The sequence below is a fragment of the Sporosarcina sp. FSL K6-1508 genome (genome assembly GCF_038007465.1).
Classification (GTDB): Bacteria; Bacillota; Bacilli; order Bacillales_A; family Planococcaceae; genus Sporosarcina; species Sporosarcina psychrophila_B.
In genome coordinates, this window is record NZ_JBBOXF010000001.1 from 3,298,971 (window position 1) to 3,312,058 (window position 13,088).

Consider the following 13,088-nt stretch of genomic DNA (forward strand, 5'->3'; position numbering starts at 1 on the left):
CATAAGTTGAAAATTTAATTTCTGCATCACACTTTCAATTATAAACGCTGGCTTTACCTATGTAATAAATCCCCTTCATTACCCACTAGTCAAAAAAACTTTCCCACCAATACCTTTTGAAGAGTCAGCCATCCGTATAGCTTGCTTCATATCCATTAAATTAAATTGAAATCCCGGCTCCATCAATCGCAATTTTTTATTTTGAATTAATTGGATGACATCATAGAAAGTTTTTTGCCATGTTTCCACTGAAACACGCTGGTTCCAGTGGCGTAGATGAAATAACTTCACATGAACCTTTGCTTTATTTGAAATGTCCGCCCAATTGATAGGCTCGCCCGATATAAGACCAATGGTTATTAAAATGCCATTCGTTCGAACACAAAATGCCAAAGCCGTACCTGCTGCTCCACCAATCGAATCAATGGCAGCTGTTGCCCCATAGCCGTTTGTTAACTCCCAAACTGTGAGAAGTAATGAAGTTTCTGATGTATTTACAACATGTGCAGCGCCCAATTGAAGCAATTCTTCCGTATAAATATTAGTTCTTGTAACAGCAATCAATCGGAAACCGAGAATCTTAGCTAACTGAGCAAATATCCGTCCAATTGCAGATCCGCAAGCATTGACAAGTAATGTATCGCCCGGTTTTAACTTTAGTTCTTCAGTGCATATAATCCATGCAGTTAACGGGTTGATATAGAGTTGTGCTCCTGTAAAATCATCTATCGCATTTGGTAAGGGTACGGCCAAATCTACTGATGTTTTAACAAGTTCTTGCCAAGTACCTTCCCCCCGCAAAGGTAGAACACGTCGCCCGATGAGTTCTCTGGAAATTCCACGTCCTACATCCTCTATAATACCGACACCTTCGTAGCCAGGGATGCCCGGCAAAGATATACGATGAGAATACGCCCCTTTGATAGGAATTAAATCGGACGGATTGATAGGGCACAACTTCATTCTTACAAGGACCTCGCCGCTCACAATAGGTTGAATGATTTTATCCTCAACTGTTAATACATCTTGAGGGTTTCCGATTTCATGAAATGTAATGCACTTGGCTAGCAAATAATCACCTCCTTAAGATTCCACTAGATACTCTCTTGCTTTAAACCTTCAATACTTTCTTTTATTTTCTAAACAATGCCACTCATACGCTTAGCTTCACCTGATACAATCGCATTGCCTTCAAGTCCCCTTCATACTCAAAGGTCCCCTGCTCGATTAAACACCGAAGGCGGTATTCCATCCATTCAATCCCTCTATATTGCTCCATATGACCACATACTTCACCAATAACACGAGCAGCTTTGATAAAATCAAGTGTTTCTTCTTCCGCATGCATCCTTTTTGCACAAGCAATAATGAAATCATCATCACCATCTATATTCGTATTATGCCAGAGCTCATTATCCTCCCACGTACGAATGAGGTATGGTTCATCAGACAGCATACTAGAGCTTTCTTCGAGCAACATATTCCATCCTTCCTGACATAACGTCTCTCGCTTCGCTATCTGCACAGGTCGCATGTCGTATTGCTCATAAATGAGCAATAATTCATCAGAACAAAGTTGACTTGATATTTGAGGATAGTCCTCTTCTGCCAGTACAGGATATGTATAGAGTTCATGAAAGGCTGAAAAGGTATTGAGGATAAAAATGGTGTTCCACTTGTCTTTCAGCAATGCGAGGACAAGACGTAATCCGGTTTGTTCATGTGCGTTATTGCCTGTCCACACGACGATGTCTTGGTAGGGTGGAATTGTTTTGATATTTTCAATGGCTTCCATCATTCCATGCATATACGCGTCACGTTCATTGATTGCATCTTGGAACCGATCTTTCAACCACTGAAAGCGTGCTTGAATTCCCTCTTTTGTATGCAAATTCTTCACAGGACCAACCGAAAAATTATCTGGTAAAACAAGGACCTCTTCGGTTTCCTTATAAGCAGTGTCGTGAAATGCAACACGTAAGCTACCAGCTGTCGAATCACCAAAAACAATATGTACCGTTTGTGTATGTGGGACTGGTGATAGGGCCATAAGCGAATGTTTCATTTTGTTTAAATCCTTAACAAATTGTGTCGGTTCATTCATTTCAGCTTGTAAAAATAGTTGGAAAAGTAATGACTTTGTCTCCGTATCGTTTAATTTTGTAATAGCTCGTTTGAGTTGATTGGCTTTTTCCAATAACTTCTCCTCCTTTTTATCAAGTAAAAGGCCGCTAACTCCAACTATCGTCTAATTTATCTGAATAAAAGTTGATTGCTTTTTTATAGCTCAAAATCTCCTGATCTGTCGTCGTGTCTACCAAGCACTTAAGTAGTAATTCCATGGCACCCTGATGATCCTTTAAATTGTAGAGCGTCATCGAATAGAATACCTGAATGACCCGATTGTTTGGATATAAATCCATCCCTTTTAGAAATACTTGTTTAGACTTTTCATAGTCACCCAATGTTCTATAGGTACTTCCAAGTCCCAGTAAGGCTCCCTCAAATTCTTTTGCAGCTAGCCCCAATTCAATCGCCTTTTCATAAAAGGGCACTGCTTGTAATTCTTCTCCTAACACATCAAAACTCCATGCACATTGATAGTTGATAAATGCATCCTCTGGAAACACATTTACTAGTTTTAGCAGTAATTCATTCGATTCCTCGCATTTCCCTTCTGCACGTAATTCAATTGCCCGACTTACATCTGCTTTCATCGACGCCAACCTCCATATAGACTCCGTTAAATGATACTTTAGAAAAAAATATTTAAGTTCTTACGCTAGTACTTCTTACAGCACAATATCCTTTAATTGGGCAAAATCAAAGATGGATTATTTTTATGATTAAATGATAAATACGTAACGTGTAAATGTATGTGATATTCAAACCAGTTTTATAATATAGTGTAGATATTTACGAACTTGAGTGATCCTTTCAGTTAATGAAGCTGCGACGATGACGTAGAATTGTTCACTCTCATCCGTTTTATATAATTTGCGCACAGTCCTTCTTTCATCCGGCCATAATCCAACCAACAAATTTGTTTCTTCCATTTCGCGCGCTATATTGTATAAATAGCCATTGGATGGGGACCAGCCAAACAAGCTATTCAATTGCCCCTGAACCTCAGCCATATAAAAAGAGTTACGATGTAAGCTAAAACGTAGTGTCATAAATCGAACCACATCTTTGACAGATAACAGCTTTGATATAAACGGTCTAAAATCATTGTGTAATGGCTCAATTTCAACTTCAACATGCGGCGGCAGGCCATTCTTGGTTAGAAAATAGTAGAATCGATCTATGACAGTAGATACTTCACTAAACCGATGCGCATAAATAGTTTTATATTCATGAAGACGAGCTTTTCCTTTTTCAGTAATATGAAAGAACTTTTTACGACCTACTGTTTGAGAGCGAAGATAGCCACTGTTTTCTAATGTGTTAGCAGTACGTGCGACATATTCATAAGAAACAGAACGTCCTGGGAAATCTAAGTTGAATTGTTCATAGAGTGCTCTTGAATAACTTGTTCGTTCTAAAAGAGTACTTAATAAAAAAAGAGATAGAGTATCGCCGACACTAAAACCAACAGCTTGTTGAAAGGAAGGTATTTCCATTCTAAACACTCCTAATATTTTAAATAATCATACACCTCGCTAGTCCATATATCAAGACAAATATCCGTTGCGATGTGTCCTCTTCTCCCTAAAGATATTCCCTTTCTTTTAACTGTAGTTTTTGCCTTCACTTGAATAAGTGTTCGGGGGATATAGTATGGATGTATAATAAACTAGTTGCGAGCAATGTATTTGTATATGCACTAGCGAGGTTTCGTATAACAGGAATATATGCATGGTTTTAAATTTTCGAAAAATGGTAGTTTAATAATCACCCCAAAAATCATTTTCTGATACTATTCTTGTTGAAATGAAAGCTGCTGTTCCTGCAGATTTCAGCTTTGGTTATACAATCGTGCAAGGAATTTGCCAAACCAAACTGGGACACATTACGGGATTGTATCTGGACGTAAATTGTTCACTGTAATTGAAGACCAAGTAATGCCAACACGTTTAAATAGCTTTAATATTTAAAATGGACCCCTTACTTTAGTACATAGGGGGTCCGTGATTATAAGTTTTAACATTAACGAATCTGATAACTGACCCGATCCGTCTTTTTTAACTCTTCCAGTGATGCTGCTCCAATACCGAACATCGCCAATCGAAGTTCCAATTCTCTTGTTTCCATCACTTCTAGGACATCGTTGGCAGACTGCGTTGCTTCCTTCAGAATTGACCTGCCAAAACCGACCATATCTGCTCCTAGTGCAATGGCTTTTGCTGCATCCAGACCGGTATGCATTCCACCGCTTGCGATTATCGGTTGCTTATCGATTTGAGCTCGCACCGAAGTGATACATTCGACTGTTGGTAGTCCCCAATCACTGAATGCCTCGGCTGCAATTCTTTTCACAGGAGATGTTGAACGGAATTTTTCCACTTGACTCCATGATGTACCGCCCGCTCCCGCAACATCTATAAAGGAAACTCCCGCATCGCATAATTTCTTAGCAGTGGCCCCATCGATTCCCCAACCAACTTCCTTCACACCAACCGGTACTTCCAACTCGTTGCAAAGCCATTCTATTTTCCCCAATAAACTTTTGAAATTCGTATCACCTTCAGGTTGAATCACTTCCTGAATACTGTTCAAATGTAGGACAAGTGCATCTGCTTCTGTTATATCAATGATGCGAAGACATTCATCTACGCCGAAGCCATAATTGAGCTGAACCGCGCCTAAATTAGCGATTATCGGGATGCTCGGTGCATATTTTCTTACTTGAAAAGAGGCTCGATGTTCCGCACTTTCAATCAGTGCACGTGTCGAGCCTAAAGCTAATCCCCAGCCTCTTTCTTCCGCAGCTTCAGCAAGGTTTCGATTGATTGTTTCGGCGAAAGCCGCCCCGCCGGTCATAGAACTGATAAGAAATGGTGTTTTGCACTTGTGCCCTAAAAATGTCGTATCAATTGCTAGTTCACGGAAATCGATTTCGGGTAACGCATTATGTATAAATCTTACTTTTTCAAAACCGGTTGTAATTGTATCACCCGTTACGTTCTCATTCAATGTGATTTGAATATGCTCTGATTTTCTTTGGTTGATTGGCCCCGCCATTTGAAAACACTCACCTTTCCTGTTGATGTTAATGATAACTCATTAATCGTTTTATTAGAAGTTATCGTATTGCTGTGGTGTGTTCCCCTTAGTCTCCTTCACAAAAGGACGAATTAGTTGCTGGGTATTCCCTTTGATGTCATCTACTTCTACTATAAATGTCCATTCATCACCATAATCGTACACATATAGTAATTTCTGCCCTGAAGAAAGGTCCAAAGCTCCGATTTGCATTTCCGCAACATTCGTACGGCCGTAGTCATCATCAGGAGATGAGCTATAATCTTGAGCCTACTTTTTGCCATCATAAAATAAGCGTACTGAAAATCATCATCAAAGGATTGCTTGGAAAAATAATCACATTTCTAATCCTCTTACTGATTATCTTATATGTAATTTAAAGTTCACGACAACATATTTATAGGAATCTATTTTAGAATCTTGAGAAGTGAATTTTTATTTTCCGCCAAATACATTTATGTGATACCTATCTGCTCATGACCTCAAATTGTTCCTTAATGGAATGACACATCCTATCACACCATAATTATCCATATAAGTTCTCCGCCGCTTCCGTATACCATTTCGGAATTAGTAGCTTAAAATCATCAAATTGATCCATCGTGAACACTGTGTATTTTTTGAACTTCTGTTGTTGTTCTAGCCCAATTTCGTTCGACCATACTTCTGCAGAAAGGATATGAATAGCAGCATACAGCCGATGTAATGCCCAGAAAGACTCTGAAATGGGGCGGTTCTTATGATAACCATCTAATACTCCACGCGAATAGGCTATACTGACAGGGACATTAAAATATTCCATTTTGTAAAACTCATTTACCGGATCTCCATGCGTAATCTTTTGCATATCGATCAAACCCGTAAACTGATCCTCTTGAATCAAGATGTTTCCTGGATGAAAATCATAATGTTGTATGTGACTAGGACGCTCCTTTAACAGCTGCAAATGCTCGTGTACAAAGCTCAACACCCGTAAATATCTCTTATTTTGCGCGGCGATTTTCTCATACCGCGGAGCAAGTCGTTCTACACGCTCCGTCCATCGTTCTTCCCAAGTTGTAGAATCAGTGAGCGCTGGAATGCTGTGCATGTTCCGAAGTGTTTGTCCGACTTGTTGACCGATTCGATATTGCACCGAAGTACTTCGTGTTGGTAACACTACGTCTCCATTTTCCCCCATAATATAATCCAAAATCACGTATCCATATCCCTCATTTATTCCTACCTCATGTACATACGGAATACGAGGGTCGATTGCATGCACCGCATTCGTTAAAAGTGCCTGCTTTTCTAACTGGCTAACAGCACTAGTTGGTGAAATGCGCAATAAATACCTATTATCAACACGCCACTTCACATCAGTTGAAAATCCTTCGTTGATTAACACATATGATAAACAGTTTTCGAAAAAAGCTATTTTAGGAATATCCATCTTCTTTCCCCCTTTAGCAGAATGCGAAAAAGTCCTTTCTCGAATCCATCCGATACAATGATAAAAGCTAACTAAGGAGCATCTTGAAGTAGATAATTTCCGGGTCGCCTTCATCTAAATTTTCAACATAGCCACTCTTGACGAATCCAATAGAAATAAATAATTTTTGCATATTTTCGTTTGATTGATTGGTAGAAGAAAACACTTTTTGAGTAGGAGAAATTGTTTCAAAATACCTCATTAGTGATTTAGCATATCCTTTTTTTCTTTCTAAAGGATGAACAATGACAAGGGCAATGAAGCTACAATTAAAAAAATCAGTGTTATAAATTAAGAAACCAACTATTGAAGAGTCTGTTTTGGCTACCAAGCACCTCTTTTCCTCTATTGCAACTTTCAAATAGTTTTTTCTACTGTAAGATCCAATTACCCCGTTGTCAATTTCTGAAATATCAATCAATTCACCTGGTTCAGCTAGTGTAATCTGCATCAATTGCACACCCTTCTAATAATACATTTTCAGGATTTTTTGTTAGCCACCACGAAGTATAATAAAGCAATTGCAAAGCTTCAACTTTTAATATCTAACCATCCTCTTTCCACCATTAATTTACCGCATTTCTATACATCTATTATACTATTAAAACTAAGCAAAACCGGAGACCAATATTGTATAAGGCTTCCGGTTTTTCCAACTATTTTTTCAGCAGCCCAACTTCCCCTATTCCTTTTACAACAAAGGTTAATTTATCAGCATTACTATAAGACGTTATTGGGAAATTTGCTGAAATAATAGTTTCATTTAAATTTTCATCAATATTAAATCCATCTGTTAGATACTCATTACCTTCCCTATCTATAATCTTCATCGAGTGAGAAAATGGGCTCTCATTCTCAAATAATCCATCTACGGAAAAGATGAGATTTAAAGATGTTGGACTTGCCTTGGCTGAAGAAACTTGAATGATTGACGATGGATCATCCGTGACATATTCGATAATTGTCATCGGCTTGCTTTTGTCCTGATTCGCAACAGCCAAATCCCATTTTCCATCAATTTTCTTGAGAGTCTCAAACGCAAAACCGCGAAAAATATTGATACTTTCTATTTCGACGACAGCATTTTGTAGACTAGGTAACATCCCCTTATTGGAGTCAATGATCACATCGAATTGAACTTTCCCTGCCTTTGCATCTAGAATGGGATTATGCATATTAATACCTGAGGCGCCGTACTTATTGTGACCTTTCAAAGGCTTTGTGTCTGGAATAAATTCATCAATATACTCGCCATCTCCATTTTTTAATCGGAAGTCCATTGTAACATCTGTCACAGTAGTATCCAGGATTGTAGAATCTTCAAATTCTAATTGAAAACTCAGACCAATTTTATTGGCATCTGAAAAATGTTGCTGTAGTGTTAGGGTGACATTTTGATCGGTGACCGCGCTATTACTGTCTTGTGCAAAGCCTTCCGTTACAGCTCGTTCGATTCCTTGGTCTCCAAAATTAAAGAAATCATTGATGCTAGCGATGACACGCTCATTCGTTAGCACTACTCCTGTTATTAGCAGTGCACAAGCAACCGTAGTGACCCGCTTCCAAATGAATCGATCTTTCTTCTTTTTGGATTGTGCTCGAATGCTTGCATAGGTGCTATCCAATGTTAGTCGTACATTCGCCGGCATCTCCTTCTCTTCAGTCATCGTTTGGTTAAATTCCTTTTCGAAGTCCGTTTTCATTCACAAACACTCCCTCACTTTTATAATAATTATTTCTCAACAACATCTTCCCTCTGGAAAGTCTTGATTTGATTGTCCCTTCCGGCTCTTTTAAAAATGTAGCGATTTCTTTTGTGTTTAAACCGACAATGTAATATAAGATAAAAGCTATTTTATAGTCTTTATTTAAACTATCCAGTGCATCTTGTAACTCTAGGTTTTGAACATCATCTTGACGCTGTTCTGGCAACACATCGACATCAACCGTTGAAAAATGCTTGTACTTGTTCAATATACTGTTACATTGATTGATGAGTATTTTACAAATCCAAGTATTGAAGTACGCATCATTTTTTAACGTATGTAATTTTTCATAAGCTGACATAATTGCCTCCTGCATCGCATCCGCTACATCCTCTTCATTTTTTAACATCCTGCTGGCTATTCTGTACAATACATCTTCATATTGCTGTACGAGAGCGACAAATGCCTCTCCATCTCCCTTTTTCGCCTTCTTGACCAAGGTATTTACTAATCCCATGTAGGCACCCCCTTTACTCGTTCTGTATTTGCTTTTCAAAAGATTAGATAGGGAATACGCTCGTTTAGTTGCATTGGTTTATTCTTTTTATATAAATCGTATGTATGCTGAAATCTTTCAGCACGTATGTGGATCAATAAAAGCACCTCACCTAGCGAACCGGTGAAGTGCCATTATCATGTCCGACCCTCTAAGTTTACTGTACTTCCTTTATTACAACCTCTGCTCAATAGTAGTAAAGGGGAGTGGATTTATATATACGTGAGTACCTCTTTTATGCTGTTTAGTTCGTAGATATTTTTCATATTGGAAGTTGAAGCTACCCCTATGCCAAACCCTTTCATCTCCATATTGATAGCCAGTTCTACATCAACAATTGAATCACCGATCATAAAGGATTGATCAATATTTATAGCGGGGTATTTCATTAATGCATTCTTAATCATTCCGGTTTGAGGTTTGATACAGGTACAACCTTCATTTCTGCCATGAGGGCAGTGAAATACATCTAGTACCTTGATTTTCTTACAGGATAACTCAAAAAGCATTTTTGCCGTGATGTCATTGTACTGTTCTATTGCTATTAATCCTTCGTTTATTAGGTATTGATTCGTTATGATTATTATTTCATATCCTTTTTGATAAACCTCCTTTAACGTCTGTATTGAATCGGTTATAAAAACAGGATTCTTTATATCCGTCCACTTATGGTCCGGATAGTCTTCAATAATTGTTCCATCTCTATCAAAAAATGCAACCTTCAATGAAATCATTCCTTTATTGTTTAATTATTTGCTTGGAGCGTTATTCATATGTACACACAAAAAGTCTTTTGAAGTTAATGTGCCTTCATTATCGTATGCGCCTCGGGGGATTAAAATGGACATAACACCTATTCCTACCTGCTTCTATAATTCGCTTTAAACCCCTCTAAGCAACTTCGCTTATATCACCTTTAAAACGATATAACAAGCAACTTAAAAAGGATGGTAGAGGTCTTATTTAGCGTTTTAAATATACCAAAATACCGAATTTAAAGATTAAATTTATGGTATAATTATAGCAGATACATAAAAGAGACAATTACTCTTCTTAGGAATGAAAAAGCATGATTTATTATATAATTGTTCTTAATTAAATTATTAATTTTTAGTAATATCCAAACTACCTCATATGCCTACAAAAAGGCTGTCTATTTGAGGTTTTTAATTTCGCAGAAAGTAAGGATATGAAAAAAGAAAATCCAATGGTTTAAGGGGGATTAAGTAATGACCATAACGATTATTACACTTGTAGTAGTTGCTGTATTTGTTGGAGCATTGATGCGGTCAATGTTTGGTTTTGGGGAAGCAATTGTGAGCATGCCCCTACTTGCACTGCTCCCAATCCCGCTAAACACATCCGTCTCTCTGATTGGATTAGCCGGCCTTACCGTCGCCGCACTCACTGTCGTCGGTGGTTGGCGTCATATTGAACGTCCCGTTCTAATCCGATTAGCTATTTCAACAGTAATCGGAATCCCATTTGGACTCGTTATGCTTCATCTAACTCCTGCAATTGTAATTACAACTGGGCTTGGTATTTTTTTAATTGTCTTTGGTGTGTACTCAATAATTAAGAAAAAACTTTTTAAGGCAATCGATCGCCCGTTGCTAAACGCCAAAGGATGGGTATTGCCATTCGGTTTTGCTTCAGGAGTGCTTGGCAGTGCGTATAACTTTAATGGGGTGCCAGTTGTTGTCTATGGTACATTGCGAAAATGGAATCCAGATCGCTTTCGTGGCACATTGCAAGCTCATTTTCTTATATCTGGCGTTCTAGTTGTAACTGGATATGCTCTCGGAGGGCTGTGGACGGTTGACTCACTGATTCTTTATGGTTATTCTATTCCAGCTATCCTCTTAGCTACAGCATTAGGTATATTTTTCAATAAGCGAATTCCAGCTAAGAAATTTGAGAATTACTTATTCATTATTATCATTGTACTTGGCGTGCTATTGCTAATGCCCCGCGGATAATACGAAAAACTCTCTACTCAATAGAGAGTGGAAATAACCCATCCCTACATGCCTGTAAACGAAGGGATGGGCTATTTTTTATGGTTATACGTAAGTATCACCCTTGAATTACCTACTTTATTACCGTCTACATCATTTCATTGTTGCCTGTTTGCTAATTTATTAAATTAAAGCCTTTTTGAATACATAGCTCACTTTATCGTAATCCATCTTTTCTTCATAGAAGCGATGTGCCTCCGAACGTTGCAAACCCGATGATAATGCAACACTTTCATAGCTATTTTCCTTTGCCCATTTATGGACATAGGTCAGTAAATTTTCGCCGTAGCCGCTAGAACGTTTTGTTGTATCAGTCACCAAATCACAAACCCATACGAATCTGCCGTAATAGAGTGTAATCATGGGTTTAAAACCAACCACTGCAACGATCTCTCCATCACTTTGTAAAGCGAATAGTTGGTAGCGATCTTTCTCTTGTGCTTCGCAGACTAATTCCAAGTATGTAACTTCATCCAAATGTGTTCGTAACTGCTTCATAATCGGAAATGCTTCAACGATTTCATCAGGTGTTTGAAGCTCTTTAATCGTTAATTCACTCATCACCGCAACCCCTTTTTTATAAATATACCATATGATTTATCACAAAATGATATAATTATTTGCCGGTCTTATTCAAGAGTACCAATTTACAAAAAATATTCGAATCAAACACTTGAAAGATAAACCATTCAAACGTATAATGATAAAAATTTTAGAATATACTAAAAGATAACGCTGGGTGCGCAAACACCAAACGGTCAATGTAATAAGCAGGTTCCCAACAAGGGGATTGGCATCTGGAATGAAATAAACCATCCTAAATTGAGCCGTTAACTCAAGGGTGGGTTATTTTTGTTTTTGGTTAAATGAAAGTATCACTATAATTAATGCTCCAAATGTAAATGTTAGCATTAACCCTTCGAATACTGTCATTGGCACCACCCCGGGCCCACACAACGTGGGCCATGCAGACGTTGCCGTAGGAAGCGGCGAACTTAGTCTGACTTCCTTTAATGAGCCAACCACCCTTGAGTCACCTATTCTATTACTCTTCCGTTATACCATACATGCGTTCTAGGGTACGAGTATAATAAGCAAGACCGCTTGGTGCACTAAAACCAAGCGGTCTTTGTAATAGCAGGTTCCCCATGTGTCACTCGATGAAATAATCCAGCCGTCTAAACTGAAGGCTGGATTATTTCATTTGTGGCATTTTAGACGACGATGCAATCACTGCAACAATTAGCGGAGAAAGACTAATCATGTTTACAAGCGCCTCATAGGATGCCTTACGTTAAATAGAAAAGTCGCTTAAGTAATCTGGTGAACTCATCTATCTCTGCAGAATTTACATACTTTAATGATTTCTTTCGCTTCCGTTTTATGGACATACAATAACTTAATTCTATTTCGATAACACAACGGACAGTCTCCTCTTCCTCTTGAAAGGAGTTTTTTTAATGCTTTTCCCCGGTTTCTTTTCGCCATGACCATCCACCTCCAGAGTGAAAATTCCTCTTTCTCTTTATCTAATGATGGTCTGGGAAAATCATATGGGTATTTTAATAAATTATTTATGGAAAGCTATTTTTCTCAGTTTGTTATCACAATTAGGTAGTCCGTTAATTGCCATAGTTCGTCCTATTGGCGAGATTTTCTACAATTAGAGGTATTTCCATTAAATCATGTATGATGAAATCCGCTTGCACGTCTTCCCATTGTAAATCCTTTTTCCAGACTGCTAACATCCCCGCATCTTGAGATGCTTTCACATCATTTCCGGGATGATCTCCGACAAAAATACATTCATTCGCTGTAATATTAAGTTGCTGTAACGCTTTCTTGAATATTCGTGGGTCGGGTTTTTTCATGCCTTCTTTTTCAGATATTAAAATCGTTTCAAAATAGTTTTCAATACCGAGCACCATGATAGTATCCATTTGGAACTGCCCTCTCCCATTACTTATAATCCCTAAGACAATCGATTGGTTTGTGAGCGTTGTTAACATTTTATGCAGGTTAGGAAATGGAATACTCTTTAAAATTATAGGACGTCACTTAAATTTCAAATGCATTCATTAATCTAATTGAGTTGATTTCATAATTCCTATCCCTTTAGTATCAAGGGTTTC

The 13,088-nt window shown here is 38.1% G+C and carries 13 protein-coding genes and 1 pseudogene; 1 reads left to right on the plus strand and 13 read right to left on the minus strand.

Translation table 11 applies throughout. The features are described from left to right. Positions 1 to 78: 78 nt before the first annotated feature. From MKZ11_RS16530 to MKZ11_RS16580, 11 genes and pseudogenes are all read right to left on the minus strand, one after another. Entirely contained in the window at positions 79 to 1,071 is a 993-nt protein-coding gene (locus MKZ11_RS16530; RefSeq protein WP_340795469.1) for a zinc-dependent alcohol dehydrogenase family protein, read from the minus strand. An 82-nt stretch (positions 1,072 to 1,153) separates the two neighbouring features. Next, complete coding sequence (locus MKZ11_RS16535; RefSeq protein ID WP_340795470.1) at positions 1,154 to 2,197, minus strand: DUF1835 domain-containing protein; 1,044 nt, start codon at positions 2,195 to 2,197, stop codon at positions 1,154 to 1,156. Between the two features lie 34 nt (positions 2,198 to 2,231). Further along, positions 2,232 to 2,717, minus strand: a complete 486-nt coding sequence (locus MKZ11_RS16540) for a tetratricopeptide repeat protein (RefSeq protein WP_340795471.1) — start codon at positions 2,715 to 2,717, stop codon at positions 2,232 to 2,234. Between the two features lie 168 nt (positions 2,718 to 2,885). Beyond that, positions 2,886 to 3,623, minus strand: a complete 738-nt coding sequence (locus MKZ11_RS16545; protein WP_340795472.1) for a PAS domain-containing protein — start codon at positions 3,621 to 3,623, stop codon at positions 2,886 to 2,888. A gap of 526 nt (positions 3,624 to 4,149) precedes the next feature. Beyond that, a complete protein-coding gene (gene fni / locus MKZ11_RS16550; protein WP_340795473.1) occupies positions 4,150 to 5,184 on the minus strand; it encodes a type 2 isopentenyl-diphosphate Delta-isomerase in 1,035 nt (344 codons plus the stop codon). Between the two features lie 54 nt (positions 5,185 to 5,238). Continuing rightward, positions 5,239 to 5,442: pseudogene (locus tag MKZ11_RS16555) on the minus strand (IS1096 element passenger TnpR family protein); the annotation flags it as partial. 289 nt (positions 5,443 to 5,731) lie between these two features. Next, positions 5,732 to 6,637 carry an aminoglycoside phosphotransferase family protein gene (locus MKZ11_RS16560; RefSeq protein ID WP_340795474.1) on the minus strand — a complete coding sequence of 302 codons (906 nt, stop codon included), beginning with the start codon at positions 6,635 to 6,637 and terminating at the stop codon, positions 5,732 to 5,734. A 67-nt stretch (positions 6,638 to 6,704) separates the two neighbouring features. After that, the gene (locus MKZ11_RS16565) at positions 6,705 to 7,130 is read right to left on the minus strand and encodes a GNAT family N-acetyltransferase (RefSeq protein WP_445327007.1); all 426 of its coding nucleotides are present in this window, start codon (positions 7,128 to 7,130) and stop codon (positions 6,705 to 6,707) included. Positions 7,131 to 7,332: 202 nt separating this feature from the next. Then, complete coding sequence (locus MKZ11_RS16570) at positions 7,333 to 8,379, minus strand: DUF4179 domain-containing protein (RefSeq protein WP_340795475.1); 1,047 nt, start codon at positions 8,377 to 8,379, stop codon at positions 7,333 to 7,335. After that, the gene (locus MKZ11_RS16575; protein ID WP_340795476.1) at positions 8,351 to 8,899 is read right to left on the minus strand and encodes an RNA polymerase sigma factor; all 549 of its coding nucleotides are present in this window, start codon (positions 8,897 to 8,899) and stop codon (positions 8,351 to 8,353) included. Before MKZ11_RS16575 ends, MKZ11_RS16570 begins: the two co-directional genes overlap by 29 nt. Positions 8,900 to 9,150: 251 nt before the next feature. Continuing rightward, a complete protein-coding gene (locus MKZ11_RS16580) occupies positions 9,151 to 9,672 on the minus strand; it encodes a D-glycero-alpha-D-manno-heptose-1,7-bisphosphate 7-phosphatase (RefSeq protein ID WP_340795477.1) in 522 nt (173 codons plus the stop codon). 495 nt (positions 9,673 to 10,167) lie between these two features. On the opposite strand from MKZ11_RS16580, the gene MKZ11_RS16585 reads away from it, so the two are divergent. After that, the gene (locus MKZ11_RS16585) at positions 10,168 to 10,917 is read left to right on the plus strand and encodes a sulfite exporter TauE/SafE family protein (protein ID WP_340795478.1); all 750 of its coding nucleotides are present in this window, start codon (positions 10,168 to 10,170) and stop codon (positions 10,915 to 10,917) included. Between the two features lie 162 nt (positions 10,918 to 11,079). Here the strand turns inward: MKZ11_RS16585 and MKZ11_RS16590 are convergent, their stop codons facing one another. After that, positions 11,080 to 11,517, minus strand: a complete 438-nt coding sequence (locus MKZ11_RS16590; RefSeq protein ID WP_340795479.1) for a GNAT family N-acetyltransferase — start codon at positions 11,515 to 11,517, stop codon at positions 11,080 to 11,082. A gap of 1,061 nt (positions 11,518 to 12,578) precedes the next feature. Next, the gene (locus tag MKZ11_RS16595; protein ID WP_340797035.1) at positions 12,579 to 13,004 is read right to left on the minus strand and encodes an HAD family hydrolase; all 426 of its coding nucleotides are present in this window, start codon (positions 13,002 to 13,004) and stop codon (positions 12,579 to 12,581) included. Positions 13,005 to 13,088 lie beyond the last annotated feature (84 nt).

Excerpts from the sequence above, each read along its gene's own strand:
- MKZ11_RS16585 (WP_340795478.1), top strand. The coding sequence starts at position 10,168 with ATGACCATAACGATTATTACACTTGTAGTAGTTGCTGTATTTGTTGGA.
- MKZ11_RS16590 (WP_340795479.1), bottom strand. The coding sequence starts at position 11,517 with ATGAGTGAATTAACGATTAAAGAGCTTCAAACACCTGATGAAATCGTT.
- MKZ11_RS16580 (WP_340795477.1), bottom strand. The coding sequence starts at position 9,672 with ATGATTTCATTGAAGGTTGCATTTTTTGATAGAGATGGAACAATTATT.
- MKZ11_RS16560 (WP_340795474.1), bottom strand. The coding sequence starts at position 6,637 with ATGGATATTCCTAAAATAGCTTTTTTCGAAAACTGTTTATCATATGTG.
- MKZ11_RS16575 (WP_340795476.1), bottom strand. The coding sequence starts at position 8,899 with ATGGGATTAGTAAATACCTTGGTCAAGAAGGCGAAAAAGGGAGATGGA.
- fni (WP_340795473.1), bottom strand. The coding sequence starts at position 5,184 with ATGGCGGGGCCAATCAACCAAAGAAAATCAGAGCATATTCAAATCACA.
- MKZ11_RS16570 (WP_340795475.1), bottom strand. The coding sequence starts at position 8,379 with ATGAAAACGGACTTCGAAAAGGAATTTAACCAAACGATGACTGAAGAG.
- MKZ11_RS16545 (WP_340795472.1), bottom strand. The coding sequence starts at position 3,623 with ATGGAAATACCTTCCTTTCAACAAGCTGTTGGTTTTAGTGTCGGCGAT.
- MKZ11_RS16540 (WP_340795471.1), bottom strand. The coding sequence starts at position 2,717 with ATGAAAGCAGATGTAAGTCGGGCAATTGAATTACGTGCAGAAGGGAAA.